The sequence below is a fragment of the Ruegeria sp. D1(2025) genome (assembly GCF_056536425.1).
In genome coordinates this window covers 145313-170495 of the sequence record NZ_JBQFPO010000001.1, presented here as the reverse complement: position 1 = coordinate 170495, position 25183 = coordinate 145313, and the positions used below count along the sequence as shown (strand labels likewise).

26 protein-coding genes and 1 tRNA gene are annotated in these 25183 nt (G+C 58.9%); 11 read left to right on the top strand and 16 right to left on the bottom strand.

Annotation, left to right across the window (positions count from 1 at the left end; all coding sequences use genetic code 11):
• Window positions 1-8: 8 nt before the first annotated feature.
• Window positions 9-572 (bottom strand): elongation factor P, encoded by a 564-nt coding sequence (efp, locus tag ACR1XU_RS00930; RefSeq protein ID WP_170610085.1) that lies wholly within the window; start codon window positions 570-572, stop codon window positions 9-11.
• Between the two features lie 219 nt (window positions 573-791).
• On the opposite strand from efp, the gene ACR1XU_RS00925 reads away from it, so the two are divergent.
• On the top strand, window positions 792-1112 hold the full coding sequence (locus ACR1XU_RS00925) for a DUF6280 family protein (RefSeq protein WP_037310273.1): 321 nt from the start codon (window positions 792-794) through the stop codon (window positions 1110-1112).
• Between the two features lie 64 nt (window positions 1113-1176).
• Here the strand turns inward: ACR1XU_RS00925 and ACR1XU_RS00920 are convergent, their stop codons facing one another.
• Window positions 1177-1746, bottom strand: coding sequence for a cobalamin biosynthesis protein CobQ (locus tag ACR1XU_RS00920; RefSeq protein WP_480906902.1), 570 nt, complete (start codon window positions 1744-1746; stop codon window positions 1177-1179).
• A gap of 60 nt (window positions 1747-1806) precedes the next feature.
• Here ACR1XU_RS00920 and ACR1XU_RS00915 point away from each other — a divergent pair, with 60 nt between their 5' ends.
• On the top strand, window positions 1807-3264 hold the full coding sequence (locus ACR1XU_RS00915; RefSeq protein ID WP_480906904.1) for a cobyric acid synthase: 1458 nt from the start codon (window positions 1807-1809) through the stop codon (window positions 3262-3264).
• A 4-nt stretch (window positions 3265-3268) separates the two neighbouring features.
• Here ACR1XU_RS00915 and ACR1XU_RS00910 read toward each other — a convergent pair whose 3' ends face one another.
• The 3 genes from ACR1XU_RS00910 to ACR1XU_RS00900 form a co-directional block, all read right to left on the bottom strand.
• Window positions 3269-4033: a hypothetical protein gene (locus tag ACR1XU_RS00910; protein ID WP_480906906.1), complete on the bottom strand. Its 765-nt coding sequence runs from the start codon at window positions 4031-4033 to the stop codon at window positions 3269-3271.
• A 74-nt stretch (window positions 4034-4107) separates the two neighbouring features.
• The gene (locus ACR1XU_RS00905) at window positions 4108-5526 is read right to left on the bottom strand and encodes a TolC family outer membrane protein (protein ID WP_480906908.1); all 1419 of its coding nucleotides are present in this window, start codon (window positions 5524-5526) and stop codon (window positions 4108-4110) included.
• Window positions 5527-5621: 95 nt separating this feature from the next.
• The gene (locus tag ACR1XU_RS00900) at window positions 5622-6275 is read right to left on the bottom strand and encodes a protein-L-isoaspartate O-methyltransferase family protein (RefSeq protein ID WP_170610075.1); all 654 of its coding nucleotides are present in this window, start codon (window positions 6273-6275) and stop codon (window positions 5622-5624) included.
• A 225-nt stretch (window positions 6276-6500) separates the two neighbouring features.
• Here ACR1XU_RS00900 and ACR1XU_RS00895 point away from each other — a divergent pair.
• Window positions 6501-6574: transfer RNA gene (locus tag ACR1XU_RS00895), tRNA-Cys, on the top strand.
• An 81-nt stretch (window positions 6575-6655) separates the two neighbouring features.
• Here ACR1XU_RS00895 and ACR1XU_RS00890 read toward each other — a convergent pair.
• The 5 genes from ACR1XU_RS00890 to ACR1XU_RS00870 all read right to left on the bottom strand — a co-directional run bounded on the left by ACR1XU_RS00890 (window position 6656) and on the right by ACR1XU_RS00870 (window position 12094).
• Window positions 6656-7177: a DUF2478 domain-containing protein gene (locus ACR1XU_RS00890; protein ID WP_480906910.1), complete on the bottom strand. Its 522-nt coding sequence runs from the start codon at window positions 7175-7177 to the stop codon at window positions 6656-6658.
• Window positions 7178-7249: 72 nt separating this feature from the next.
• Window positions 7250-7915 carry an NnrU family protein gene (locus ACR1XU_RS00885; protein ID WP_480906912.1) on the bottom strand — a complete coding sequence of 222 codons (666 nt, stop codon included), beginning with the start codon at window positions 7913-7915 and terminating at the stop codon, window positions 7250-7252.
• Window positions 7916-8021: 106 nt separating this feature from the next.
• Window positions 8022-10085 carry an ABC transporter permease gene (locus tag ACR1XU_RS00880; RefSeq protein WP_480906914.1) on the bottom strand — a complete coding sequence of 688 codons (2064 nt, stop codon included), beginning with the start codon at window positions 10083-10085 and terminating at the stop codon, window positions 8022-8024.
• A complete protein-coding gene (locus ACR1XU_RS00875; protein ID WP_480906916.1) occupies window positions 10082-11134 on the bottom strand; it encodes a quaternary amine ABC transporter ATP-binding protein in 1053 nt (350 codons plus the stop codon). Before ACR1XU_RS00875 ends, ACR1XU_RS00880 begins: the two co-directional genes overlap by 4 nt.
• 9 nt (window positions 11135-11143) lie before the next feature.
• Window positions 11144-12094 carry an ABC transporter substrate-binding protein gene (locus ACR1XU_RS00870; protein ID WP_170609981.1) on the bottom strand — a complete coding sequence of 317 codons (951 nt, stop codon included), beginning with the start codon at window positions 12092-12094 and terminating at the stop codon, window positions 11144-11146.
• A 414-nt stretch (window positions 12095-12508) separates the two neighbouring features.
• On the opposite strand from ACR1XU_RS00870, the gene ACR1XU_RS00865 reads away from it, so the two are divergent.
• Together ACR1XU_RS00865 and ACR1XU_RS00860 are read left to right on the top strand one after the other, a co-directional pair.
• Window positions 12509-13171, top strand: a complete 663-nt coding sequence (locus tag ACR1XU_RS00865) for a DNA-3-methyladenine glycosylase I (RefSeq protein ID WP_480906996.1) — start codon at window positions 12509-12511, stop codon at window positions 13169-13171.
• A gap of 42 nt (window positions 13172-13213) precedes the next feature.
• Window positions 13214-13900 carry a hypothetical protein gene (locus ACR1XU_RS00860; protein WP_480906918.1) on the top strand — a complete coding sequence of 229 codons (687 nt, stop codon included), beginning with the start codon at window positions 13214-13216 and terminating at the stop codon, window positions 13898-13900.
• 6 nt (window positions 13901-13906) lie between these two features.
• Here ACR1XU_RS00860 and ACR1XU_RS00855 read toward each other — a convergent pair whose 3' ends face one another.
• Complete coding sequence (locus ACR1XU_RS00855; protein WP_480906920.1) at window positions 13907-14308, bottom strand: c-type cytochrome; 402 nt, start codon at window positions 14306-14308, stop codon at window positions 13907-13909.
• 96 nt (window positions 14309-14404) lie between these two features.
• Between ACR1XU_RS00855 and ACR1XU_RS00850 the strand changes: the two genes are divergently transcribed.
• Window positions 14405-14842 carry a DMT family transporter gene (locus tag ACR1XU_RS00850; protein WP_480906921.1) on the top strand — a complete coding sequence of 146 codons (438 nt, stop codon included), beginning with the start codon at window positions 14405-14407 and terminating at the stop codon, window positions 14840-14842.
• Here ACR1XU_RS00850 and ACR1XU_RS00845 read toward each other — a convergent pair.
• The 3 genes from ACR1XU_RS00845 to ACR1XU_RS00835 all read right to left on the bottom strand — a co-directional run bounded on the left by ACR1XU_RS00845 (window position 14826) and on the right by ACR1XU_RS00835 (window position 17870).
• Window positions 14826-15512, bottom strand: a complete 687-nt coding sequence (locus ACR1XU_RS00845) for an ABC transporter ATP-binding protein (RefSeq protein ID WP_170609973.1) — start codon at window positions 15510-15512, stop codon at window positions 14826-14828. The two genes, ACR1XU_RS00850 and ACR1XU_RS00845, sit on opposite strands and share 17 nt — an antisense overlap.
• Window positions 15505-16800 (bottom strand): lipoprotein-releasing ABC transporter permease subunit, encoded by a 1296-nt coding sequence (locus ACR1XU_RS00840; RefSeq protein WP_480906923.1) that lies wholly within the window; start codon window positions 16798-16800, stop codon window positions 15505-15507. The genes ACR1XU_RS00845 and ACR1XU_RS00840 overlap by 8 nt, the downstream gene beginning before the upstream one ends.
• A gap of 83 nt (window positions 16801-16883) precedes the next feature.
• On the bottom strand, window positions 16884-17870 hold the full coding sequence (locus ACR1XU_RS00835; RefSeq protein WP_480906925.1) for a DUF6492 family protein: 987 nt from the start codon (window positions 17868-17870) through the stop codon (window positions 16884-16886).
• Window positions 17871-18228: 358 nt separating this feature from the next.
• Here ACR1XU_RS00835 and ACR1XU_RS00830 point away from each other — a divergent pair, with 358 nt between their 5' ends.
• A complete protein-coding gene (locus ACR1XU_RS00830; RefSeq protein ID WP_480906927.1) occupies window positions 18229-18564 on the top strand; it encodes a hypothetical protein in 336 nt (111 codons plus the stop codon).
• Window positions 18565-18573: 9 nt separating this feature from the next.
• Here the strand turns inward: ACR1XU_RS00830 and ACR1XU_RS00825 are convergent, their stop codons facing one another.
• The gene (locus ACR1XU_RS00825; protein WP_480906928.1) at window positions 18574-19467 is read right to left on the bottom strand and encodes a glycosyltransferase; all 894 of its coding nucleotides are present in this window, start codon (window positions 19465-19467) and stop codon (window positions 18574-18576) included.
• Window positions 19451-20791, bottom strand: a complete 1341-nt coding sequence (proS, locus tag ACR1XU_RS00820) for a proline--tRNA ligase (protein WP_480906929.1) — start codon at window positions 20789-20791, stop codon at window positions 19451-19453. Before proS ends, ACR1XU_RS00825 begins: the two co-directional genes overlap by 17 nt.
• 168 nt (window positions 20792-20959) lie before the next feature.
• On the opposite strand from proS, the gene ACR1XU_RS00815 reads away from it, so the two are divergent.
• The 4 genes from ACR1XU_RS00815 to ACR1XU_RS00800 all read left to right on the top strand — a co-directional run bounded on the left by ACR1XU_RS00815 (window position 20960) and on the right by ACR1XU_RS00800 (window position 25143).
• Window positions 20960-22324 (top strand): FAD-dependent oxidoreductase, encoded by a 1365-nt coding sequence (locus tag ACR1XU_RS00815; RefSeq protein WP_480906931.1) that lies wholly within the window; start codon window positions 20960-20962, stop codon window positions 22322-22324.
• Window positions 22324-23298: an isopenicillin N synthase family dioxygenase gene (locus tag ACR1XU_RS00810; RefSeq protein WP_480906933.1), complete on the top strand. Its 975-nt coding sequence runs from the start codon at window positions 22324-22326 to the stop codon at window positions 23296-23298. The genes ACR1XU_RS00815 and ACR1XU_RS00810 overlap by 1 nt, the downstream gene beginning before the upstream one ends.
• Window positions 23299-23388: 90 nt before the next feature.
• Window positions 23389-24462, top strand: coding sequence for an AI-2E family transporter (locus ACR1XU_RS00805; protein WP_170609960.1), 1074 nt, complete (start codon window positions 23389-23391; stop codon window positions 24460-24462).
• Window positions 24463-25143, top strand: coding sequence for a P-loop NTPase family protein (locus tag ACR1XU_RS00800; RefSeq protein WP_480906935.1), 681 nt, complete (start codon window positions 24463-24465; stop codon window positions 25141-25143).
• Window positions 25144-25183: the final 40 nt, after the last annotated feature.

The window sequence follows — 25183 nt, the reverse complement described above, 5'->3', positions numbered from 1 at the left end:
GGGGCGTGTTATGCGCGCTCGGAATATTCCATGGTTTCGGTGTTCACGACGATCATTTCGTCCTGCCCGATGAAGGGCGGCACCATGACCTTGACTCCGTTGTCCAGAATGGCCGGTTTGAACGAATTCGCGGCCGTCTGGCCTTTGACGACCGGCTCAGTCTCGACAATTTTGCAGGTCACTTTTTGCGGCAGCGTGGCGTTCAATGCTTCGCTTTCATAAAATTCGACAACAATTGTCATGCCGTCCTGCAGAAACGGGCGGCGCTCGCCCAGCAGATCGGCAGGCAGTTCGATCTGCTCATAGGTTTCGGAATCCATGAACACCAGCATGCCATCGGATTCGTACAGGAACTGCTGATCTTTCTGCTCAAGGCGGACGCGTTCGACCTTGTCCGCCGAGCGGAAGCGCTCGTTCAACTTCGAGCCGTTGCGCAGGTTACGCAGTTCGACCTGGGCAAAAGCACCACCTTTACCGGGCTTTACGTGGTCAACTTTGACCGCGGCCCAAAGCCCGTCGTTATGCTCAAGCACATTGCCGGGGCGAATTTCGTTCCCATTTATCTTGGGCATTACATAAATCCTTCACAAACGGTTGATGCGTCAGTTCCCGTCCCTATATCTGGCGTGACCACACCTGACAAGACAACGACACCTAGTGCTGCACTTGCAGCAAGCCATGCACATGACGCAACGCAACTATGCATTTTAAGTGTATCCGAATCGCACCTAATAGGTCATAAGAGCCGCCACGCCGAAAATGCAAGAGCAAGAACAACAAGGATTGACGAGATGAGAGATTTCGTTGACGGCACTGCCTTTAACAACGAGCAAGGCAATCGTGCTCGCAAACTTTTTGCAGCCGTTGTTTTGGCTGCTTTGGACGATGCCATTGCCGATGACAAGAAATACGGCAACGGCCCGGAACAAATCGCCCGCTGGGCCCGTTCGCGCGATGGTCGCGAGGTGCTGTCCTGCGCGGGTATCGACCCCAACGAGCGGGTCGTCAGCGGACTGATGGAGTTCGTTGGCCGTGGCGTGCGCACTTCGGTCGCGCTGTCGCGTGAAGAAAGCGAGCGTCGCAACGCCGCACAGCAAGCTGAAGCCGCCTGATCAACGGCGTCTTCCGGTGAAAAAACGCGCCCCCAACTGCGGGCGCGTTTTTCTTTTGAACGCTTCAGAAGAACAAAAGCCACTGGCGCGCGACCCAGATCTCGGCTGCCAGCATTGCCGCAAAGAACAGCTTGGCTGAAACCGACAACCCTCTTTGCCACAACAGCAGGTATGAACCTGCACAGACCGCGACGGACACAGGCGCGACCCATAGGGCGTGATGTGTGCTGTCCCAATAGCTGACCGGGCTATCAAACACCCAGTCCGTCAGGGGCCAGAGGTGCGGGCGACCATCCCCTGCGTGCAGCAGGAAATCCATCGTCACATGCAATAGAGCGGCCAGGGTGGCTACGATCAGCAAGCGCCAGCCGCGCCAGATACCGATCAGCAACATCGCCGCCCACAGAAAGAAGGAATTGTCGATGGCAAAGACCGTTTGCCATGATTTCGAGTAGTAGAGTTGGCCGAAAACCACCTGTTCAGGAATGCCCAGAACAAACAGCGACACGCCAGCCATAAGATAGAGCGACAAATCCGGCAGCAGAGCCCCCAGCAAAGCCGCCGACAAGGTTCGGCCCCGGGCTGGTCGCGCAACTGCGGCCGCACCGATCAAAAGATGCGCGGGCGTGTTCATCCGGGCTTTCCCTTTGGCCTCAAATCAGGTCATCTGCGCCTCAACGTATAGGAGACGCCCATGGTTCGCGCCATCATGATTCAGGGAACCGGCAGCAATGTTGGCAAGTCGGTTCTGGTCGCCGGTCTGGCGCGGGCCTTCACAAAGCGCGGGCTGAAGGTTGCTCCGTTCAAGCCGCAGAACATGTCAAACAATGCGGCCGTGACCGAGAACGGTGGCGAGATCGGGCGCGCTCAGGCGTTGCAGGCCATGGCTGCGAAACGACCGACGCATACCGATATGAACCCGATCCTGCTGAAGCCGGAAACGGATACCGGGGCGCAAATTATCGTGCAGGGCAAACGCGCGGGAACGATGAAGGCTGGCGACTATCGCAAGGATAAATCCAAACTACTAGGCGCCGCGCTGCAAAGCTTTGACCGGTTATGCAGCGACGCCGATCTGGTGCTTATCGAAGGTGCGGGCAGCCCGGCCGAAACCAATCTGAGAAAGGGCGACATTGCCAACATGGGGTTTGCCTGCGCAACGGGGGTGCCGGTGGTGCTGGTCGGCGACATTCATCGCGGTGGCGTGATCGCCCAGATCGTCGGAACGCAGGCCGTTCTGGAAGATCGCGATCTTGCAATGATCAAGGGTTTCGCCGTCAACAGGTTCAAGGGCGATGTTTCACTGTTTGATGAAGGGCGCGATGACATTGCCGCCCGGACCGGCTGGCCTTGTCTCGGCGTGGTTCCGTGGTTTTACGATGCCTGGAAACTGCCCGCTGAAGATATGATGGACATCCGCTCTCATGGTGGCGGGGCGTGCAAGGTAGTTGTCCCGCAACTGGAGCGCATGGCGAATTTTGACGATCTCGATCCTTTATCGGCCGAACCCGGCGTGACGGTCGAGATCGTCCCCGCCGGGCGGGCCCTGCCCGGTGATGCCGATCTTGTGTTGCTGCCCGGCAGCAAGTCCACTATCGGCGACCTGGCCTTTTTCCGGGCACAGGGTTGGGATGTGGACCTTATGGCGCATGTCCGCCGCGGCGGCCACGTTATGGGCCTGTGCGGCGGCTATCAGATGCTGGGCAAAACCATTTCTGACCCGGACGGCGTCGATGGTCGTCCGGGCAAAGTAGACGGTTTGGGCCTGCTGGACGTCGAAACTGTCATGGCCGGGGACAAGCACGTCAGACTGCGCACTGCAAAGGCACTGACGGGCGGAGAGACCGTCACCGGCTACGAGATACATATGGGACGCACCGACGGGGCCGATTGCGACCATGCCTGGCTGGAGATTGACGGCCGCCCGGAAGGCGCTGCCAGTCGAAATGGCCGTATCCGTGGCAGCTATCTGCACGGCATCTTTTCGTCAGACACGTTCCGCGCCAGTTATCTGGCGCAGTTTGGTGTGAATTCAGACCTCAGCTACGATGACGGTGTGGAACAGACGCTGGATGATCTGGCGGATCATCTGGAACAGCACATGGATCTGGACCTGTTGCTGTCCCTGGCCGCGCCGCCGACCCGCCAGTAACAGTTTATTCGAGGTTCTGAGCAGACAATGCGCGGTGGATCTCCCGCCGCACCAGTTTGCGCAGATTTCGCGTGATACGTTCCCCAAGAACACCCTGCAATTCCTGACGGACGACATCAGCCACCAGTTCCCGCAATGCATCCTCGTCCAATGTGGGAACATCCAAATCGTCTGGATCATCTGCTTCAGGCTCTGCCCGTTCAGAATGTGACGCCTGCGAAGATCGTACAAATGTCGCCGAGAAGCTTTCGTCTTCAGTTTCGTCAATCTGGTCGTCAAGTTGCTCGGATCCAGCCACGAACCCGCCTGCCCCATCCCAGCTCAGTGGGTTGACCTGTGTCCCCGAATAAGCGTCATCGCTGTTCCCGTCAGGCTCCCACTGGTCCTCAGTCCGGGCTATGGCGGCCTCAAGCGCCTCGATCTTTGCGCTCAGACTTCCCGCGAGATCGTCCGCGGCCCCTGCTTTGGACCCGTCTTCCAACACTGATGTATTGGCAGGCTCACGCTCACCGTTTTTGATGATGTCGCTAGCGCTCAGCACCAGAGGTTTTGCGGTGCGTTCTGCTTCGCACCCGGGAACACCTTCCGGCGCTTCCTGCTTTCTTTCAACCCTGACGGGATCATCGACCCGTAGGGAATCGGTCAGAACCAGCCGGCTTGGCTTGCGTTTGGACGCCAAATCGGGAACCTTGCGGCTTTCTTCGCTGACCAGACGTTTGACCGAGGACAGGACGTCCTCGATCCCTGCTTTTACGACATTATCCGTCATTGTTCTCTACCGCTCTATCCTTACGGATAAGTGTAGCCAAACAATTCGAACCTCACAACCGATAGTATTGCTCGTCAGTCACGACGCAACGCTTTGAGGACGCGATCCAGGTCACGGCTTTGCTTGCTGACCTGTGCCGGGGCCTTTTTGACGAGGTTATAGTACAGCGTCGGATCATAAATCTGCACAGCAAGACCAAGGCGTTCTGCGGTCAGAAGGCCCTGGGCCCGCAACAAATCATAGGCTGCGCGGGTTCGCTCTACGCGCGATCTGACTTCGACGAGTTGCGCATCCAACAGATCCTGCTGAGCGTTCAGCACATCCAAAGTTGTCCGGGCCCCCAACGTCGCTTCTTCACGGATACCATCAAAAGCAACCTGCGACGCACGAACCCGTTCGGTCGATGCTCTCAAGCTTGCACTGGCCGCCTGAAAAGCCGCGTACTGGTTTGTTACGCCTTGCGTAATGTTCTTTTGAACATTCAGCAGGTTGGCGCGCGACGCATCGCGTTGCGCCATGGCCCGACGGACGTTAGCTGCCAGTCGGCCACCGGCATAGATCGGCTGCCTGAAAGTTAGCGAGACACTGGCATCGTTGATGTAATCGCTGTTGTCATAGCGTTCTGTAACACCCGCGTCAGCATCCAGGGAAACGTTCGGGCCCAAGTTTGCCCGCTGTTGCTGCACGATGAGATCCAGCGCTCGCACCTGATGCTGCGCCGACAGAATCGCTGGATGGTTACGTTGCGCCAGGCTGATCGCTTCCGCTTCGGAGCGAGGCAGACTGGGCAAACTTGGCTGACCGGCTGTTCGTCCGGGAGCATTACCGACCGCATTTACATATTCAGCTTGCGCGATATCCAGATTGCCACGTGCCCTGGCCAAATCAGCCTGTGAGCTTGCCAATTGAGCCTCGGACAGTGCCACGTCTGTCCGGGTGACTTCACCAACCTCGAAGCGATCATTTGATGCGCGAAGTTCCTCTGCCGAAACCTCGACGTTGTTCTGGGTAATGGCCACAGTCTCTTCCTGCTCCAACACTTCCAGATAGGCACTTGCCGCCCGACCCAGAACTTCCTGCTCGATATCAATCAGGCTCTGTCGGGTCGCCAGCACAGTTTCTTGAGCCGATTGTTTTCCCAAGATCGATGCACCGCCATCGTACACGAGTTGGTTTAGCGTCAGACCCGTGAAAAACCGAGACGGTTCGTTGGTTGTGACCACATTATTGGTCCGTGCCCGGGTGTAGTCCTGGCTTACTTGGACGGCCCAGTTGATGATCGGCCGCAGCGCTGACAGCGCAATGGCGACATCTTCGTCCGCCGCACGCAACAACGCCCTGTTCTGCTCAAGCAAACCGCTTGTATTGTACGCGCCGATGAACGCATCGGTCAGATTATCGGCCCAGACCGCGCGGCCGGGTATTGCGCTCAAGGCAATGGCGGTGGTCAAGGCCGCTGCCCTGACCAGTCTACCAGTTGGCGTACCACGCATAACCAAGTCCTCTCAAATCAAAATAACACTGCTCGTTGGGCAGTTTGCGCCTTTGTTTTCAACTAATCAAGGCAGCGAAATAATCTGCTTTCGGACTATAGCGAAAATGCACTTTCGGCCGAAAATGCCTTCAGAACCGGCGCGCTGGCATTGAACGCATGGCGCCAGGTGACACGTCCGCCGGATTTATAACCGATGCGCACCGCACCCAGTTCACCCTCCATGAACAGGCAGGCAATCCGGCCGTGATCCTTGAGTTGCGCCAGCAAGTCCTGCGGAACCTGTTCGACACCACCCTGCACCATGATCACGTCATACGGCCCATGTTCACCAGCCCCCTGTTCCAGAGGGCCGACATGCACGATGGCATTGTCGGCGTCAGCTTCCATCAAAAGCGTCTGCGCTTCGCCGGCCAGGCTTTCCTCTTCCTCGACAGCGACGACCAGTTGCGCCATGCGCGCGGCAACCGCAGTCGAGTACCCAAGCGCCGGAGCGATGTCCATCACCACCTCGTTGTTGGAAATGTTGAGCACATCCAGCATCTTGGCCAGCGTCCGCGGTTCGGTCATGTACCGCCCGTCGCCCAGATCGATCAGATCTTCGACATATGCGGCTTCGCGCTGTGCGTGAGGCACAAAATTCTCGCGTTTAACGCTGAGCATCGCATCGATGATGGGGAACTTGGTGACATCGGAAGGCCGGACCTGAGTATCGACCATCGTTTGGCGACGTTTTGCGAAGTCTGTCATTGGATCGCTCACTTGCTCTCTTGATTGTTTGGCTTGTGCCACATCCCTTGCCAACCAGCAACGGCTCATGCACTGAATCTTGCCGATGATGCCCGGTTTGCACATTATGCGGGACGGCAATTCCAAAGCCGGATGCCAAAATTGCAATCAATCCTCTGGACGCCCCAGACGAAAGCTGTTAAAACGCCTCTCACACCACGGCAAGTAATTGATTTTACTTAAAAAGGCGAGTTGGCGGAGTGGTGACGCAGCGGATTGCAAATCCGTGTACACCGGTTCGATTCCGGTACTCGCCTCCATATGTCCCTGCGAACAACCCAGAATCTTGCCAGAGCGCGTTTTCACGAAGGTTCACTGCCCTTGCAGCAAGAATGGCTGGCTCAGGCCGCTGTCGCGCGTTGGGCCGTTACCTGATTGAACCAGCTGACGATCTCTTGCAGGTCAGGTGTGATTTCCTCAGCGGCGCCTCCTGTGAACTCCTGAAATTTCTCGTTGTTCAGGCCGTTGACACCGACCAGAACGGGAATATCCCGCGCCAGGGCTTCAGCGATGACAGGGCGGAAGCCGCGGCCGTCCGCCTCGTGTTTGCCGAACTTATTAATAATCAGAAGCTGCGGATTGTCGTCCAGAGAAGCAGTTACATATCCGACGGCCTGCTCCAGCGCGGCCGGGTCAAGACGGCAACCGCGCGACTGGGTGCCCAGAGACTGGGAAATCCGAATGGTCTCACCTTCGGGCAACACCCGGACGTCCATGTCGCATTTGCTGCTGTCCGCGCATTCGGTGTTGGTCTGAACCACACCAGCCAGCCGCGCGTCAGCGTTCAGAAGATGCTCGGCCACAGCGCTCAGCAGGCGGTCGGTTGCGCCGCGATCGGTGGTGGTGACATAGGCCAGGTACATTCAGAGACCCTCTTCTTACAAATACATGACATTCCAGATAGCACGCATGTCTGTGCTCGGCCACACCTCGCGTCAAGGCAGAGGGGAAAGGCCAATCACAGGTGTGTGCAGGTGAAGCAGAACCGCAAATACGGCAAGCGCGACAAGACCGGACCATTTGCCCGGCCATGAGCGCGGTGCGCGTAGCGAGAAGCGCGCGGTATTGCGCGACAGACGCGTCCATTCGATACCCATCGCCCGCGCCTTGCGGCGGTCGATCAGCGCCATACCCATTACAGCGAAACCCGCGAATAGCCCGAAAAGGATGACATGGGACAGGCTGCCATTGGCCAGTAGGTGCGCGCCGGCCCACAACATCAACGCTGCCAAAACCGGATGGCGCGTTGTGCGCAGGATGCCCGGGTTCTCGGGGTCAAAGGCGCGGTGTCCCAGCCCTCCGAACGAAAACGGGTTCTGGATCGACAGCCCCACTATGGCCAGCCAGCAGGCAATCGGCATGATCAGCAGCGGTATCCAGCGAAAGAGCGCAAAAGGCGGTATGACTTCAACATACGGCGCCCGCGCGGCCGCGACGACAAGCCAGCCCAGCACCAGCAGGGACAAGGCGGAATAGGTCGCGAAATACCGCCTGCGCCCCATCGTTTCGATCAACCTGCCACGCACGGCGGGACGAGCCGGGACAACGTGAGTCAGAAGGAAGGTGATCAGCGCTGCAAGGAAGAGGGCCCAACCGGTCATGATAAACTCCGAACATATTGCGCCCGGTTTTAGGCTGCGGCGCGGGGGTGGTCCTTGTCCGAAATCAAGTCGGGCGGAGGGGCAGATACGCTGCCCCTGCCCTTGTTCACAAGCCCAGTGCCTTGCGCCGTTCTTCGGCAAAGCCCTGCACCATGCGGTCGGCAATCAGCGCCAGGATGGCCATCGCGGCACCAGCCGAGATACCAAGCCCCACATCCGCCTGCCCAAGCGCCAGATAGATCGACTGGCCCAGGCCGGTCGTCCCGATCAGCGCCGCAATCACCAGCATGGCAAAGGCATAAAGGATGGTCTGGTTCAGCCCCAACAGGATGGTCGGCGCCGCGTAAGGCGCACGCACGTCACGCATGATCTGCCACTCGGTCGCGCCGCTTGAAATGGCGGCCTCCATCATCTCTTCCGGCGTATTGACCAGCCCGTGCCGCGTGTAGCGGATCATCGGGACGATGGCGTAGGCGCAGATCGCCAGAAAGGCAGAGAACTCGCCAATCTGAAACACCATCAGAACCGGGATCAGGAACACAAACAGCGGAATCGTCTGCAGCATGTCACAGATCGGGCGGACGATTTTCCATACCGGCTCCCATACCGCGCTGGCCAGACCGATCAGCCCGCCAACCACGGCGCAGGAAAATACCGCAGCGCCGCTGAGATAAAGCGACAGCAGCGCCCTTTCCCACAGGCCCGAGACGAGGATGGTGCAGAGCAGCCCCACCGACAGCGCCGCCAGACGCCAGCCGCCCGCAACCCAGCCAAGGGCGGCGGTTCCGGTCAGGACAAACGGCCACGGCAGGTTGGCAATGCCGGTTTCCAGCATGCCAATCAGGATCAGGACGACCAGCCCACCGGTCAGGTGCCCGCGCCATGCCATCAGCAGGGTGATGCCAGCACCGGCGGCGAACAGGCCGTAACTCATCCCGGGTGTCCACTGGAACCCCCAGGTAAACGGCAGAACCGCCTGATCAAGACCGATCCGCAACGGCAACAGAACATAGAACAGCGAGTTGTTCTTGAGCGCATCCAGCCACGGTCCGTTCGCCTGCGTGAACGCCGTCAGACCACTGTCGACCGCTTCGGCCATGGGGTCCAGAAGCGTCAGTTCGGACGGATTCGGAAGCCATGCCCAAAAGGCGGCCGTAAACAGTACAGTAAAGCCCAGGACAGCCCAAACGACGCGTTGGTCATAACGCTTGCGCTCGGTCGCCAGAGTGCCGCTCATCCGGTCGATCACCACCGCGAAAACCACAATCACCAGACCGGCCAGCAGGGATTCACCGAACTGCGCCTTGCGCATGGTCAGCAGAACCTCCCAGCCGATATCGTTGAACCCGCCGATGACGGCGGCGATGATCACCATCGAAAGCGCCGCCATCAGACATTGGTTCACACCAACCATGATCTGCGTCGCGGCGGCGGGGATTTCCACCTGAAACAGTTGCTGAAACCGGGTGCCGCCGGACATGATGGCAGCCTCTTTGATTTCGGGCTCGACCCTTTCGAGGCCCAGCATCACGTTTCGCGCCATCGGCGGTGCGGCGTAGATGGCCGAGGCGATCAGACCAACAACGGGGCCGAAACCAAAGAGCAGCAGCAGCGGCGTCAGATAGGCAAAAGTCGGCACAGTCTGCATCACGTCCAGCACCGCCTGCACAAAGGATTTCACCTTTGGCACCTCATTCGCGAGGATACCGATCGCTCCGCCAACGATCAGCGCGACCGGCACCGAGACGGCGACCAGCGCCAGGGTGTTCATGCTCTCGGCCCAGTAGCCTGAGGCCAGGACAAAGCTGAGGCCGAAGAACCCCAACGCCGCCATCGGCAAGCCGCCGAGATACCAGCCCAACGCGGTGACTAGGCCAATGAGGATCGGCCACGGGGTATTGGCAAGCACATAGTTGGCCGCATTCATCGGATAGGTCATCAGATCGGAAAACAACCGCATGGCGGGTTTGATACCGTTCAGGAACCAGTCCAGGAACGCGCCCACCCATTGGGTCGCAGGCAGTTCCCACGCGGCGGGCCATTTCACCAGCCACGGGGCGACGCCTTCCAGTGCAAGACACACGGCACCGACAATCACGGTGATCAGGGCCGCCTGCGCGCCTGCGGTCAGCCGCGCCTGCTGCGCAGGAATATCCGTAGCCGCGGTCATGTGTCATCCACCTGAAGCGCGGCAGCCAGATCCGACGGGTGGACACTGCCGACGATGTTGCCCGCCTCGTCACGCACAGGCACCGGTTCGTACAGTTCCATGCAATGTGCAAGGGCGGCGTCCAGCGTCATCGCCGTGGTCAGGCCCGGATCATCCGGCCCACACTCACTTTCACCTCCGCGCATGACCGAGGCGACCTTGGCGTGCTGGCCCTTGGCCACATCTTTCGAGAATTCGCGCACGTAGTCGTCGACCGGGCGCAGCACGATATCCGTGGGCGTTCCGATCTGAACGATCTTGCCGTCGCGCATGATCGCTATCCGGTCGGCCAGCTTCAGCGCCTCTTGAATGTCGTGCGTGATGAAGACGATGGATTTCTTCAGCGTCGCCTGAATGCGCAGGAACTCATCCTGCAACTGGCGGCGGATAAGGGGGTCGAGGGCCGAAAACGGCTCGTCCAGAAACCAGATATCGGGGTTCACGGCCAATGACCGTGCGATGCCAACACGCTGGCGCTGACCGCCCGAAAGCTGGCGCGGGAAACTGTCTTCGCGGCCTTCCAATCCGACCAGCGATATTACTTCCTGAGCGCGGGCCAGACGTTCCTTTTTGCCAACGCCCTGAACACGCAGCGGGTAGGCCACATTTTCGGCAACAGTCATGTGCGGGAACAGACCAAAATGCTGGAACACCATGCCCAGCTTCTTGCGGCGCAGCTCGGTCAGCGTCTTCTTTGATGCGCCAACGACATTTTCGCCGTCCACATGGATTTCTCCGCCCGTTCCAGGCAGCAACTGCGAGATACACCGGATCAACGTGGACTTGCCCGACCCCGAAAGCCCCATGATGACGAAAAGCTCGCCCTCCTGGACTTCGAAATTCGCGTCCTGAACGGCCGGAATTAGCCCGTTTTCGCGCAGATCGGCGGCGGCTTTTTCAGAGTCGTTCCCTGACCGAGACAGCGCGTCGGTCAGGGCTTTGTCAGCACCAGGGCCAAAGACCTGCCAGAGATTCCGGCAGGCAATGGCTGGCGTGTTTGCGTCAGTCACTTATGCGGCTCACTTGGTTGCCGCGTCGACGACCGGACGCCATTTGCCTTCGTTCTCGGCCATCCAAGCGGCGACAACTTCTTCGACCGAGCCGCCGTCAACGTCGATCGCACCCATCATCGGCTGCTGGTCTTCGACCGCCAGTTGGTAGTTGGTCAGAATCTCGTACGCGGCCGGCCATTTCTCCTCCATGCCGCTCCAACCGGCTTTGAAGATGCGCGAAGGCGAGAAGTCGCAATCATTCACCGCGTTCGGGTTCGGACCCCAGGCCGGATCGTTGAAGCAAGCCTCTTCGCCCGCAGGCAGGTCAACGAATTGCACGTCATAGGCCGACATCGCCCAGTGCGGCTGCCAGAAGGTGATCAGCAGCGGCGACTTGCGTTCAGTCGAAGCGCGCAATTCCGCGATCAGAGCACCTTCCGAGCCCGCAGGAACCGCTTTGAAAGGCAGCTCAAGACCCGTCATACGATCCGCGCCGGGTGTACCCCAGTCCGCAGGATAGTCTACCAGACGCCCGCCGGGCAGCGTCTCGGCCGTGGCAAAGACCTGCGCGCAGTCTTTCAGCGCTTCCCAAGCAGGCAGGCCGGGGCACAGATCGGCCACATGGGCCGGGTATGCGATACCTTCTTTGGCATCCAGCCCAAGATCGCCGATTTCGACCACGGTGCCTTCGTCGATTTTCTTGGCATATTCGTCCGACACGTTGGACGACCAGATTTCCAGCGTTGCGTCGATGTCGCCATCGGCCAGCGCCTGGAACTGGTTCATCATGCCTGCCGTCACGTATTCAACGTTATATCCTGCGGCCTTCAGCATCTCGCCCGCGACATGCGTTGTAACGTGCTGACCGGTCCATTCGTTGATTGCCAGCTTGATCGGCTCGTCCACGGCGCCCATATCCGCCGCCTGTGCCGATCCCGCGACCGCAAGGGCCAAAAGGCTTACACTCAGTTTTTTCATGATTTTTCTCCCTGTCTTCTTTGTTTTGCCCACCCCGACGCGTTTTTACGCCGGCTGACTTGTCTGGTGACAATACCATGTCGCAACATGCACAAATTTAGCCGGAAAAGGAAAGTGAACACTGACACCAGAGCTAAGCTAATTTCACTTTTTTGGCGCGATTTCCCCCACCCGCTTTGCAACGCAACTGCACCGTCCTGGCTTGTTGCTGAGGTTTGCCAGGGCACCGGACATTGATTGACGAGTCAATCACAAACCCGAATCCCCTGTTTTGTCGAGCATTTCTTTGCAAAACCGTCTAAATTTCTGCATTTCGCAATAGTCGCGATCTATTGAATCCGGCCAACCGGGCGCAACTTGCCCCCTTGCCAGAAAGGAACAAAAAGGAAACACTAGCGCCGGAGGAACCGAATGATGCGCCATTTTGACGAAATCTACAGCATTGCCGCCGGCCGGCATGGCGGCCCTGACAGGCTGGAGGAAAAGCTGAGCAAACCCAAAAGCACCGCTGAGCTGGCCGCCATGCCGGACGACCGCTGGTTGTCGACAATAACAAAAACCATTTTTCAGGCGGGATTCAGCTGGAAAGTCATCGAATCCAAGTGGGATGGGTTCGAAACGGCATTTGACGGATTTGATGTCGGGCGGTGCGCCTTCATGGACGACGAAAAGTTCGACAGCCTGCTGCAAGACACTCGTATCGTGCGCAACGGAACAAAGATCGCCGCCGTGCGGGACAACGCCGCGTTTCTGCTGGAACTGCGTGAAGAAGGCGGAGCGGGTCAGGTTCTGGGCGGCTGGCCTTCGCACGACTACATTGGCCTGCTGGCCATGCTGGCCAAACGCGGGGCGCGCCTTGGAGGGGCTTCGGCTCAATATGCAATGCGATTTGCCGGGCGTGACAGTTTTATATTATCACAGGACGTCACCGCGCGGCTGATCGCCGAAGGCATCATTGACAGGCCCGCCACGTCGAAAAAGGCAATGGCCGCAGTACAGCAAGCTTTCAACACATGGATGGAGCAATCCGGCCGATCGTTGACAGAAATCAGCCGTGTTCTGGCGATGAGCCTCTAAAATCACCTTGCAGGCGGAATGCGTCGTACTAGGCTGCAAGGCATGATCACTCGCGTTATGTTAGTCGCCCTGTTTCTGCTTGCGTCCTGCAGCCGTCCGCTGACAGAGACCGAACGCGCGTTTACCGATACCATTCAGGGCAAAAGCCTGGACATTGATCGCGTCCGACTTGTCGATGGCGCGCCCGTGCTGCCCATTACATACTATCGCGAGGCGCGACCGCGTCTGGCCTGCCGGGATCGCATTCTGCCACCGGCCGAAGAGGGGCTTGTCACCAGCACCCCTGCCGCAGTGGCCCTGTTCAACCGGGTCTATTTCTCGCGTGACTGGTATCTTGAGAATTACATGTCCGGATTTCCGGACGAAATGAACCTGATAGCCGCAATGCTGCTGGCGCATGAACTGACCCACGTCTGGCAGTGGCAGAACCGCGAAACCACCGGGTATCATCCATTACGCGCAGCGGCAGAACATGGCGGACGCAAGGATCCCTATTTGTTCGACCTCGCAACTTCGCCTGACTTTCTTTCTTACGGATTCGAACAACAGGGCGCGATCGTCGAGGAATATGTGTGCTGCCGGGCGCTGGATCCCCAGGCGGCCCGCACGCAGCGTCTGCACGACATGCTGGGTGTGCACTTCGACCTGTCACCGCTGCCCGAGAAGGGGCGCGAGCGTGACGTCGCCCTGCCGTGGCGGGGCGCGGAAATCAACGGCATTTGCAGCTGATCACCGTCACTTTTGCAGCGTTTCCAGATAGGCGACCAGATCGACAATCGGCTGGCTCGTCAGAATCGGCTGACCGTCATGCGTTTTGATCGCCGTGTCCTGCCCTTCGAAGAACGGCCCATACACAGGCATCGGGCTGCCGTGCGAGACCAGAGGATCGCGCCCGTCGATCCGTGCCACAACTCTTGCCCGTGGAAACACCCCATTGGCATCCGCCAATTGGGTCAGGTCAGTGGGCTGAATGACCAAGACACCAGCCATCGGACCCTGACCCGTTGCTTCGATCCCGTGACAGGTGGCGCAGTGGCGCAGGTACAAATGGCCACCATTTTCGGCATCCTGTGCTGGCGCTTGTGATGCCAGAAAGACGGCTGTCAAAAATGTGACCCGGGCGGCGGACATTCTCATCGTAATCTCCTGTCAGGATTGGCAATTGCAGGCTTGCCCGTTCTGCGGCTAGGGGCAATGATCCAGATCAACGCAACAAGGGCAAAGGATCGGGCAATGACACAATACGCAGCCATCATGTTGGCAGCCGGGGTCGGCGTGCCTCTGCTGGCGGGTCTGAATGCGGCCTTGGGTAAACTGATCGGGTCGCCGACCACGGCGGCGGTGGTTCTGTTCGCCGTTGCCCTGACCGCTTCGGTGCTGGTCATGTTGGTGTTTCCCGGCTTCGACGCGCTTTCAAAAGTTTCAGAAGCCCCGAAACACCTGTTCCTCGGCGGCGTTCTGGTCGCCTTTTATGTGTTGTCCATCACCCACGTGGCCCCGCATTTTGGCGTTGGGAACGCAGTGTTCTTTGTCCTGCTGGGCCAGTTGATCAGTGCAGCCGCCATTGACCATTTTGGTCTGTTTGGCGCCCAGATCACACCCCTAACCTGGATGCGGGCGGGCGGGATTGCTGTTATGGCAGTTGGCGTCGCCATCACTCAACTGGCTTGAGAACACCGCCGTCCAACCGCACGATCCGGTCCATCCGCGCGGCCAGATCCGGGTTGTGAGTGGCGATCAACGCCGAAAGCCCCTCACCCCGCACAAGTGACATCAGCGCATCGAAAACCTGATCCGAGGTCTCAGGGTCCAGATTGCCGGTCGGTTCATCCGCCAGCAAAACGCGCGGCGCATTGGCCAGCGCCCGGCAGAATGCAACGCGCTGTTGCTCTCCTCCTGACAGGGCCGCCGGGCGATGATCGGCGCGGGACGCAACCCCAACCCGCCCCAGCAGTGACATAGCCCGTTCACGGGCAGCTTTTTCGGATACGCCATTGGCCAGTTGCGGAAGGGTTATATTCTCAAGCGCCGTGAATTCCGGCAGCAGATGGTGGAACTGATAGACAAATCCCACATCGCGCCGCCGCAATGCTGTGCGGGTACGGTCGCCTTTGCCCGAGGCATCCTGACCCGCAATTTCAACCGATCCGGCATCGGGGGCATCAAGAAGCCCGGCAATATGAAGCAGCGTCGACTTTCCGGCACCCGACGGTGCCACCAGCGCCACAGCCTCACCCGCGCGAAGTTCCAGATCTGCACCGCGCAGAACCTGAACCTCGCCCGGAGTGCCCCTCAGATAGGTCTTGGTCAGACCGTTCAGCCGCATCGTCACATCATTCATAGCGCAGCGCCTCAACCGGGTTCAGCCGCGCCGCACGACGAGCAGGGAAATAGGTGACAAGAAAGGACAGACCCAACGAAAGCGCGACTGCCTTGAGCACATCGGTCAGGTGCAATTCGGCGGGCAAAGCGTAGATGCCGCGAATGGACGGATCCCAGACACCGCCTCCCATGACGAAGTTCACGAAGGAAAAAATCGGATCGATGTAGATGGCGAAAAGGCATCCAAGGACCACGCCCATCACCGTTCCGATGATGCCGGTGAATGCCCCGCAAATGAAAAACACCCGCAGAACGGACCCTTCACTTAGACCGATGGTGCGCAGGATGCCGATGTCCCGCCCCTTGTTCTTGACCAGCATGATCAGGCCAGAGACGATATTCATCGCCGCGATCAGCACCAGGATCGACAGGATGATGAACATCACGTTGTCCTCGACCTCGAGCGCGCGCAAGAACCCGCCCGAAGCGTCCTGCCACGTCCAGATCTGGCTGCGCTCGCCTGCGGCTTCGAGTATCGGTATCAGGATCGGGTTCAGTGCCTCGGGCTGCGCGACCATCACCTCGATCTCGTCCGCGACACCTTCGCGGTTGAAAAAGCTCTGCGCCCTGTCAAACGGCATGTAGACCCTGGTCCGGTCAATATCGTAGCGGCCGGCCGAAAAGACATAGACCACGCGGTAAGCATTCACCCGCGGCGACGTGCCAAAGGCGGTTTTGACCCCGTTGGGCGAGGTCAGCTTGATCGTATCGCCGACGGTCGCGCCAATGCTGCGCGCGACACCCGAACCCAGGGCAACTACTTCTTCGCCGTCCTGAAACCCGGACAGATCACCAATGGCTTGTTCACTTTCAGCAATACCCGGCAAATCACGCAGATCGTCGGGGCGAATGCCAAAGACCTCGACGCCGCTGCTGCGGTCGCGGTTGGTGATCAGCACTTGTCCCTTGACCAACGGCGCGGCGCGCACAACACCGTCAACCTGCGCGATCCGCATAGCCATGCCGTCAAAATCCGCAATCGTCCTGTCAACACTGCCCTGTTGGCCGACCTGGCCAGCCGAATAGACGGTGACATGCGCGTTGGCTCCCAAAATGGTGCCGACAAACTCGGACCGGAACCCGGACCGCACCGCCAGGGTCGCGATCAGGGCAAACACGGCCAGAGTGATCCCGATCAGGGAAATCCAGGTCATCACGCTGACGCCGCCTTCGGCGCGACGGGCGCGCAGATAACGCCAGGCGATTTTCCATTCAAAAGGGGCAAAGGGCGGGGGTGTGGTGGCCATGCCTGCTCCGGTTTTTCTGTTTGCGGCGACCCTTTCGGCATTTGCCCGGATGGTCAAGCGACTTGTCACCGCCAGTGTCTGTGCTAGCCGGAAAGGGCCGAAGTTTGATCCAATACAGCCTTTGTTCTGGCCGGGTCGCTGATGCCGCGGCTTTCCAATGCCTTGAATACCCGTTCGCGCAGATCTTCGGGCAGTTTCGAAACCGCCCGATTGTGCAATCCAAGGCTGAGTGACTGCGGATCGTCCAGTCGTGACACCTGCGCGCTCAGAACGTCCTGCGAATAGGTGGGCCACATACCGACGCTGTTGTTTTCAATCGGCTGAAACCAAGGTCCGTAACCTTCAGGTGAGCCCATACAAAACGCGTTAAGTAGCATGAACTCGGAAGGCCGCCGCCGCGACGCAAAGAGAGCCTGCACCGAACCGTAACGCGCATTGATTTCGTCCAGCAGCGCCAAAACAAGCGATCGTCGGACCGGGAACGGTGTCGCAAAGTTCGTTGTTTCAAGATCGGCGGTATCGGGCTTGTTAACCCCAAGTGCCTCCAAACTCTCAGACAACCAATTGCGGTGAAAATCGCTTTGAACCGGAATGAACGGGATTTGGGCAGCGCCATCCTGTGAAAAGAACTCAGATTGCTCGAAAGCGCGCAAAAACACGTTCTTGGTATCCAGGATAACGATATTCTCGGCATCTGCCACGCGTGCGGCACCCAGTTTCAGCACCTGCTGAGCGCGATACCCGTTGTTGCCCCGCCACCCGCCTTTTCGGGCGAACGGAATCCGGAAACGGTTCTCGATCAGGACCCGGTCACGCCAGGGCCGTTCTGAACAATGCCCGGTGCCCAGCAATACGTCGTCGCCGCTTAGCACCTTAACCTTGGGCAGCAACGGACCATAAGACGGCAGGATTGGATCGATCTTCTGTCTGAGCGACGCCTCGTCAATGTCGTTCATGATGACATGGATCGATGCGACGCTTCGGGGGTCAACGAACCGGGCAAATGACAACGCCTGCAATTCCAGCAAGGGATAGTCCTTGGAATACACAACCGTTGCAAAACTCAGCACGTCCGTATCCCCCGTCTGAACCAGACCGATTTACCACTCTGATATCTTGTGTCCAGCCCGGCAATTGCAATGCCGGAACGAATCAAACGCGGTCGGGCCGTCTGGAAGGGCTCGGGCTTAAGGCGACGGGTCAACAAGCGGGCTATACCAATAGTTGTGACATCCTTCACAGACAGCGCTGAATTGTTTCACCTATGATATCAATGCGGGTATTGCGTGAATTATTGAACTCAAAATGCAACATTTTCAGAGTAATTTTATTTCAAATTTTGATTATTCTGAGAAATTTTGACACCCTGTAATGGGGGAACACATTTCAGAGCGGGGGTCGCTCATGTTAATTAAGCGGAAGACTGAGGTGTCGGGTTCTATTGTGGCCCGAACGGCATCAACAGAACTCGATTGCGAAACAGCGGCTCTGCTGCGCGCAGCAATCCGCCCGTTATTCGCCAGCGCGGCAAGCTGGGGTAGCCTGGCGGACATCCTGAAAGACAAAGGATACAGCCTGGCATTCCGAAAGGGCCGCCTGTGCATCACCGACAGAACATCCGGCGAGAGGGTTTGCGGACTGCGTTTTCTTGGGTTCGAATTCAAGGATCTGGTGCGTAAGCTTGGGCGTCCGATTGTCGTCGCCCATGGCGGGCAGGCAGATGGAGAAGTTCTTGCGGCACGCCCATCCCGGAACGGCACTTGAATTAAGAAACTAGAACTTTCGCCAAAACTGCACCGAACGGCGCAGGGTCTTAAACAGGCAATGGCGCGCGGCCCGTTTGATCGCCTCGGGCGTATCGGGTCGACGCAGAACTTCAAGCATCAGGTTGGCCGGCATGTGTCCGCGCCGATAGTATCCAAAGAAATCCTGCTGCGTCAGCCCATGGGCCGTATTGAAATCCGCGTAGTATTGCATCCAGACACGGGCATAGTCCTGCCCTGTTGCCTCATCGTCGCTGGTCACACCTCTTTCCCAGAACAACGAGACCGGATCATCCATCCGCTCACCCTGATAGCCGCCACCGACCAGGCGCAGCATCAGGTCGTAGTCGGCGGCAACGCGAAATTGCGTGTCATGTCCGCCCAGTGCAAGAAAGACATCCCGTTTTATGAAAACCGAGTTATGGCAGAACGGCATCCGCTGCAGGACCGCCGTAAGTGACATCCGTTTCTCCCTGCTTTCCGATCCGTCCGCGTGTTTGCGCAGTGTCGACCCGAACAGGAAATCGGGCGCGGTTGCCTCAAGCCGATCCGCCGCCGTGTTAAGCACATCATCTGACGCCAGAGCATCGTCCGAGTTCAGGAACAGCAGATACGTTCCGCGCGCGGCCTGTGCCCCCTTGTTCATCGCATCGTACAGACCGGCATCCGGTGCGCTGATCACGCGTGTACGCAGGGCGTCTGCCGTCGCCTCATTCAGAAACGCAGTTGTTCCATCCGACGAAGCGCCATCCTGAATGACATGCTCGGCCCGAACGCAGTTCTGCCGCGCCATGCATTCGATGACGCCCAGAAAACTGTCCTGCCGCCCTTGGGACAGCAGGTTGTAAGTCGCCGTGATCACCGAGATCAGCGGCGTGTCGGTCTGCTCAGGCGATCTGCTCATAAATTCCGGCGATCTTGGTGACCGCGGCCTCGGGGCTCAGTTCCTCACTTTCGCCGGTGCGACGGCTGGTCAGTTCGACCACGCCGTTCTTCAGGCCGCGCGGACCGACAGTGATGCGCCACGGCAGGCCGATCAGGTCCATGGTTGCGAATTTGCCCCCTGCCCGCTCGTTGCGGTCATCATAAAGCGGCTCAAGCCCCAGCGCGGTCAGCGCCTTGTAGATCTTGTCGCAAGCCGCATCCGCTTCTTCATCACCCTGTTTCAGGTTGACAATACCGCAATGGAACGGGGTCACGCCCTCGGGCCAGATGATGCCCTTGTCGTCATGGCTGGCCTCGATGATCGCGCCGATCAGGCGGCTGACACCGATGCCGTGGCTGCCCATGTGAACCGGAACCGGCTTACCGTCGGGGCCTTGCACGGTTGCACCCAGCGGTTCGGAATACTTGGTGCCGAAATAGAATATCTGGCCGACCTCGATTCCGCGCGCCACGCGGCGGCGCTCTTCCGGGATCTGGTTGAACAGCGCCTCGTCATGGGTTTCGTCGGTGCGCGCGTATTTCGAGGTGAACTCCTCGAGGATCGCCTGACACTGCTCGCGGTTGTCATAATTGATCTCGCGGTCGCCAAAGGTCAGATCGGTAACGGCGCTGTCATAGAAAACTTCGGACTCGCCGGTATCAGCCAGAACCAGGAACTCATGCGTGTCGTCACCACCGATGGGACCGGAATCGGCGCGCATCGGGATGGCTTGCAGCCCCATACGCTCGTAAGTGCGCAGGTAGCTGACCAGATGGCGGTTATACGCGTGCAGCGCGTCTTCCTTGTTCAGGTCGAAATTGTAGCCGTCCTTCATATAGAATTCACGACCACGCATCACGCCGAAACGGGGGCGGATTTCATCGCGGAATTTCCACTGAATCTGATAGAGGGTCAGCGGCAGATCCTTGTAGCTGCTGACATGGCCACGGAAGATGTCGGTCACCAGTTCCTCGGCCGTCGGCGTATACAACATGTCGCGCCCGTGACGGTCCTGCATTCGCAGCATTTCCTGACCGTAATCGTCGTAACGTCCGGATTCGCGCCACAGGTCCGCGGATTGCAAAATAGGCATCTGGATGGCGATATGACCCGCCCGCGCCTGTTCCTCGTGCACGATGTTTTCCAACTTGCGCAGAACTTTGAAACCCAACGGCAGCCACGAATAAATCCCGGCCGCGGCCTGTTTGATCATCCCGGCACGCAGCATCAGCCGGTGGCTGACGATCTGGGCCTCCGAGGGGGTTTCCTTGAGAACGGGCAGAAAGTAACGGCTGAGGCGCATTGTATGACCTTCAAAGGTGAGAATTCGACTTCAAAGCTGCTTATTGCAAAGCCCCGCCGGGGGCAATCGGCCATTGGCGATTTTGCGACCTCGGAGCAGTCGGTTTTTTGATTGACCCGCCAGTCAGCATTCAAGATGGTAGCGGGAACATTTTCTCAGGAGGTCCCCGTGCAAACCATTCAGGAACCCGCCCGCCAGATCCCCGTAGTTCATCAGACCGACGTTCTTGTTGTAGGTTCCGGCCCCGCCGGCCTTGCCGCCGCACTGGCTGCGGCACGGGCGGGGGCGGAAGTGTCCTTGGTCGACCGCTTCGGTTGCATGGGGGGGAACATCACCGCTGTCGGGGTCGAAGGTTTCGCCTGGTATCGCCACGAACAGACGGTTGAAGCCGGCGGCATCGGCATGGAGTTCGAAACCCGTGCCAAGGAGATGGGCGCTGCGGTGCCGGAAAGCCAGTCGCTGAGCTATGAGCTCGACAGCGAGGGCTTTAAACTGGTGGCAGACAAGCTGGTCGAAGAAGCTGGCGTGCATCCGATGCTGCACCGTCAGTTTGTCGCTCCGATCATGGAAGGCAACCGGATCACCGGGATCATCACCGAATCCAAGGCAGGGCGCGAGGCGATACTGGCCAAGGTGGTGATTGATGCCACCGGGGACGCTGATGTGGCTCACCGTGCAGGCGCACCGACCCACAAGACCCCACGCGAAGACATGATGGCGGCCTCGGTCATGTTCCATCTGGCCGGCGTCGACAAACGCGCGTTTATGGAAGGTGTCAAAGCTGATCCGCAAACGTACAAGGACTGGGGCGGCGGCGGTGAATGGAATATCGAGACGAGCGGCAAAGAAGACGACATGTTCTCACCCTTCGTGCACAAACCGTTCCAACAAGCCATTGATGAGGGGCTGATCCCGCCGCATCTGAACACCATCGCCGGTACATGGGGTGCAATGCATGACACGGGTGAGCTGACCTACATGAACCTCATCCATCTGGCCGAGATAGACGGCACCGACCCCGACAGCCTGACGCGCGGCGAGATCGAAGGCCGACGTCAGTCGATGCTGGCCATCGAGGCGCTGCGCCGGTTCATGCCCGGTTGTGAAAACGCCCGTCTGCGGAACTTTGGAATGACGATCGGCATCCGCGACACCCGTAAGATCGACGCGATCTATAACATGACCGAGGATGACGCCCGCCATCAGGGTCGGTTCGAAGACACGATCGGCATCTACCCCGAGTTCATCGACGGCTATGGCATCCTGATCTTGCCGACCACAGGCCGATACATGCAGGTCCCTTACCGATCAATGCTGCCAAAAGGCGTGCAGGGCCTGCTTGTGGCGGGGCGTTCCCACGGCGCAGACCGCGTCGCCCATGCCGCGACCCGAAACATGGCCTGTTGTGCTGTCATGGGTCAGGGCGCCGGAATTGCAGCGGCGTTGTCCCTCAAAAGCAATCAGGACGTGCACGAATTGAACCTGAGCCCGGTTCACGCCGAACTTGAACGCCAAGGGGTGAGGATCAACTGATGGACCATATACCTACAATCGACATTGCCCCCCTGAACGACAAGGCTCATCCGGGCTTTGACACCACCGCTCAGCAAATCCTGAACGCTTGCACCAGCATCGGCTTCCTATCGATTACAGGCACCGGCGTTCCCCCGGATATGGTCGAGCAGGTTCGGGACTGCGTTCGTGAGATCTTCGGCGTCGATGACAGCAGCAAATGGGATCAGGCCATCACCCGTGACAATTATCGCGGCTATATTCCCATGGGATTTTTCACCCCGAACGACGGATCGGGGACCGCCGACAAATACGAAGGCTACAAGTTGCATTTCGAAACCCCATCGGATGCGCGTATCCGTCAGGACTGTGCCCTTTACGGGCCAAATCTCTGGCCGCGCGAAGTCCCGGGCGCACAGGACATCATCCTGAATTACTGGGCTGAACTGGATCGCGTCACAGACCATTTGCTTGGGGCGCTGGAAGTCGGGTTGAAGCTTGAGCCGGACAGTCTGCGCGACGCGTTCCGCGACCCGATGACCAATATGACTTTGCTGCATTACCCACCTCAGGCCGCCGAGGAAGCGGGCTATGGCATTCATCCGCACAAAGACACCGACGCACTGACCATCATCGCGCCCGATCCCGTCGGCGGGCTTGAGGTTCAGACGCGGGCCGGAGACTGGATTACTCCGGATTGCCCGCCCGGTGGCTTTGTCGTCAATATCGGCGACATGCTGGAGCTTTGGTCAGGGGGACGGTTGAAATCAACTCCGCACCGGGTCGTCAACCGCTCGGGTCGGGAACGGTATTCCTTTCCGTATTTCGCCGTGCCGCGTCATGATGTTGTCATCCAACCCCAATTGCCACCCCTACCCGGCTTTGACCGGCCCGCAGTCCATTGCGGGCACTGGTCGGCAGAGATCTGGCGCACAAACTGGTCAGATGAAATGGCGGATGAGGAAACCCCCGAACTGGGAACATTGCACAGCTGACACCACAAAATCTCAGCGGGCATGAACCACTTGCATCGCGGGCGCGCATGGGCCAAGAACACGTGCAAGAGCCAAACTCAGGGGACCGATATGGCCTTGCCCGTTAAGGATCAGCTCAGATATTGGGGCATCGCCGCAGTAGTGATTGCCCTTCTTTTGTGGGCTCTTGGGGACGTGCTTCTGCCCTTCGTCATCGGTGGTGCGATTGCATATTTTCTGGATCCGGTCGCGGATCGGCTTGAAAATTTGGGTCTCTCGCGCATGGCGGCGACGGGCATCATAACCGTCGTTGGTGTGCTGGGTTTCGTCCTGGCGATCCTGATGGTTGTTCCCGCATTGATCACTCAGCTGATCGATCTGGTCGAGATCATGCCCAGCCTGTTCAAGGAACTGCGCGGGTTTATCGAAAGACAATTCCCGTCCCTGCTGGACCGTCAGTCCAACTCGCATCAGTTTCTGGTTTCTCTTGGCGAGACCCTGAAGTCGAAGACCGGCGATGTCCTGCAAACGGTCGTCGCCTCGTTGGGGTCGGCAATAAACGTGGTCGTTTTGCTGGTCATCGTGCCGGTGGTTACCGTTTACCTGCTGCTGGACTGGGACCGCATGATTGCTCGAATAGCCGAGCTTTTGCCGCGTGACCATGCGCCGACAATCAAGAAGCTGGCCGGGGAAATCGATGATGTCCTGGCCTCGTTCGTGCGGGGCATGGGAACGGTCTGTCTGATCCTGGGCACGTACTATGCCATCGCACTGATGCTTGTCGGCCTGCAGTTCGGGCTGATTGTCGGGTTCATTGCCGGGCTCGTCACCTTCATCCCGTATCTGGGGGCGCTGATCGGCGGCACGCTGGCGATCGGGCTGGCGCTGTTTCAGTTCTGGGGTGACTGGGCCCATATCGGGCTGGTCGCTGGTGTATTCGCACTTGGGCAAGTGACCGAAGGCAATTTCCTGACACCCAAACTTGTCGGCAATTCGGTCGGCCTGCATCCGGTCTGGCTGCTGCTGGCGCTGTCCGTGTTTGGGGCACTGTTCGGTTTTGTGGGCATGTTGGTGGCTGTTCCGGTCGCCGCAGCACTCGGCGTACTGGCCCGGTTTGCCACTTCGAAATATCTGGAAAGCCGCCTGTATACCGGGCTGGAAGGGCTGGATCAGGAAGACAAGTGAATGGCACGCCAGCTCAGCTTTGACCTTCCGGCGAAAACCGCGCTGGGACGCGAGGATTTTTTTGTTTCCCCCGCCAACGCTCTGGCGGTGGCAATGATTTCCGCCTCGTCCTGGCCAGGCAACAAACTGGTGCTCAGCGGACCGGCAGGTTCGGGGAAAACACATCTGTCGCATGTATGGGCGGCGGAAACCGGCGGACGGATCATTTCGGCCACCGATCTGAAGCACGGCGAGGTGCCCGAGTTGGCCCAGACTTCGGTCGCGGTCGAAGATGTACCCATGATCGCAGCCGACGCTGAAAAACAGAAAACGCTGTTTCATCTGCACAATCTTGTTCTGGCCGAAGGCCACGCGCTGTTGATGACCGGACGGCTGGCGCCGAAGCTTTGGCAGCTGCCTCTGGCCGATTTGCAAAGCCGTATCGAAGGCGCCCATCAGGTCGCCCTGGACCCGCCCGATGACGCCCTTCTGGGGGCCGTGCTGGCCAAGCTGTTCGTGGACCGGCAGCTCAACCCCGGACCCGAGGTGATTTCCTATCTGGTCAAGCACATGGACCGGCGTTTCGAAACGGCGGCAGAGGTCGTGGCCCAACTGGACAAGCTCGCACTGTCGGAAAGGCGCGACATCACTCGGGCGCTGGCGATCCGGGTTCTGAAACACCATGTCGGCGACGGCCATTGAAGAGATTGACCCGAATCCGGTGATTTCGCATCCTGAGACA